General features: G+C 47.6%; 3 protein-coding genes. All 3 read right to left on the bottom strand.

What is annotated here, in order from left to right:
* Nucleotides 1-273, bottom strand: a 273-nt coding sequence (locus STRDD11_RS09495) for an NAD(P)H-dependent oxidoreductase (RefSeq protein ID WP_164828456.1), incomplete at its 3' end; no start/stop codon positions are given.
* A 23-nt stretch (nucleotides 274-296) separates the two neighbouring features.
* Nucleotides 297-905 carry an NADPH-dependent FMN reductase gene (locus STRDD11_RS09490; RefSeq protein WP_128837128.1) on the bottom strand — a complete coding sequence of 203 codons (609 nt, stop codon included), beginning with the start codon at nucleotides 903-905 and terminating at the stop codon, nucleotides 297-299.
* Nucleotides 906-985: 80 nt separating this feature from the next.
* Nucleotides 986-1,621: FAD:protein FMN transferase (locus STRDD11_RS09485; protein ID WP_164828455.1), on the bottom strand; the 636-nt coding region annotated here is incomplete at its 5' end.

Raw genomic sequence — 1,621 nt, 5'->3', positions numbered from 1 at the left:
AAGCCACTCAAGAACGCTCTTGAGAGAGGCCGTAATCGTGTGGTTGTGCTCCGGCGTGGCAATAATGACGCCGTCAGCACGGGTAATCTTATTGTAGAGCAGGCGCAGCTGGAAAGATTCGTCCCATTTTTCATCTTGGTTGAACATGGGAACTTCATCAATTTCCAGAACTTCCAGCTCAAATTTAATCTTAAAATGCCGTCTGATGAACTCCAGCAGCTTGCGGTTGTATGATTGATCGTAGTTGGATCCGACAAGTCCTACAAATTTCATGTTATTTCTCCTTTAACTAATTCTTACAGATTTTCCCAGTCGAAGTTCTCAGCTTCTTTATGAAGCAGAGCTTGGGCACTTCTCAGTTTTTGGGTGATTTTCACAAAGAGGCGGAAATCATCAAAAATAGCGTCCAGCTTTTCGATGGAATCAAGGTCAATCAGGCTGCCTTCCTTGTCAAATGCCTGCAGAGAGTGAGAAAGCAGGAATTCGGAACCAGGCATCACATTGGCCTTCAGCTCAGGCGAATTAAGGATTTGACGGAGCTGGAGCTGGGCACGGGAAGAACCGAGGGTACCGTAAGAAGCACCGGTAATCATCACTGGCTTATTGAGCAGCGGATAGATACCGTAGGAAAGCCAGGCGAGAGCGCTCATCAGAACGGCCGGAATAGAGTGGTCGTATTCGGGAGTGCCGATGATGACACCGTCAGCGGCATCGATTTTTTCGGCAATTTCAGACACCAATTCCGGCACATGCTTGTCAGCCGGCTTGTTGAAGACAGGTATATCCTTGATTTCGACCAATTCAATCTCGGCCTTGTCCGCAAAATGCTTTTGCATATACTGAAGAAGTTGACGGTTTGTAGAACGTTGGGAATTTGTTCCAACAATCGCTATAAGTTTTAACATGAAATGTCCTTTCTGAATGAAGATATAAAGATAAGCTGCAAGTTGTTTTAAAAAATGAGAACAGGGCAAAATCCTGAGTATCAGGAAGCGACTGTCAGGTGCGGCAGCACTCCTGAACTGCAAAAGATGCGGTCATCCTGAGTGATGATCAGCGCTTCGATGCCTTCCTGCGCCTCGACCTGAGCCAGAATCGAAGCAGGAGCTTCACCAAAGAGCCGGGTCGTCCAGATCTCGCCGTCTACTGACTTGTCGGATAAGATGGTAATGCTGGCCAGCGGGCTGTCAACGGGATAGCCTGTCTCTCTGTCCAGAATATGATGATAGCTTTTTCCCTCAGTCTGCAGAGTCCGCTCATAAATCCCTGATGTGACCACAGACTGATCAGTAACTGTCAGAATAGCCGAGTGCTTTCCTCGCGGCAATTTGGGGTTTTGAATCCCAATCCGCCAAGGACGCTGAGTGACTTCGTTTTCCCCAAGTGTCAGAACATTACCGCCCAGATTGATTAGAGCAGAAGTAACTCCCTGTGCCTGCAGGTAATCCTTAATCCTGTCAGCGATATAACCTTTAGCCAAGGCACCTAAATCAATTTTCATGCCTTTTTCGGCCAGAAAAACGCTGTGACTTTCTGGGTCTAAATCAATCAAGTCAGGGTCAGTCAAAGCCAGGGCCTGGCTGATTTCATAGGAGCTGGGCAGACGGGCATCGGAAAAGCC

Source organism: Streptococcus sp. DD11 (assembly GCF_001578865.1).
GTDB lineage: Bacteria > Bacillota > Bacilli > Lactobacillales > Streptococcaceae > Streptococcus > Streptococcus panodentis.
Note: the sequence above shows the minus strand (reverse complement) of the source record. Positions and strands in the feature narration are given on the sequence as shown.

Excerpts from the sequence above, each read along its gene's own strand:
- STRDD11_RS09490 (WP_128837128.1), bottom strand. The coding sequence starts at position 905 with ATGTTAAAACTTATAGCGATTGTTGGAACAAATTCCCAACGTTCTACA.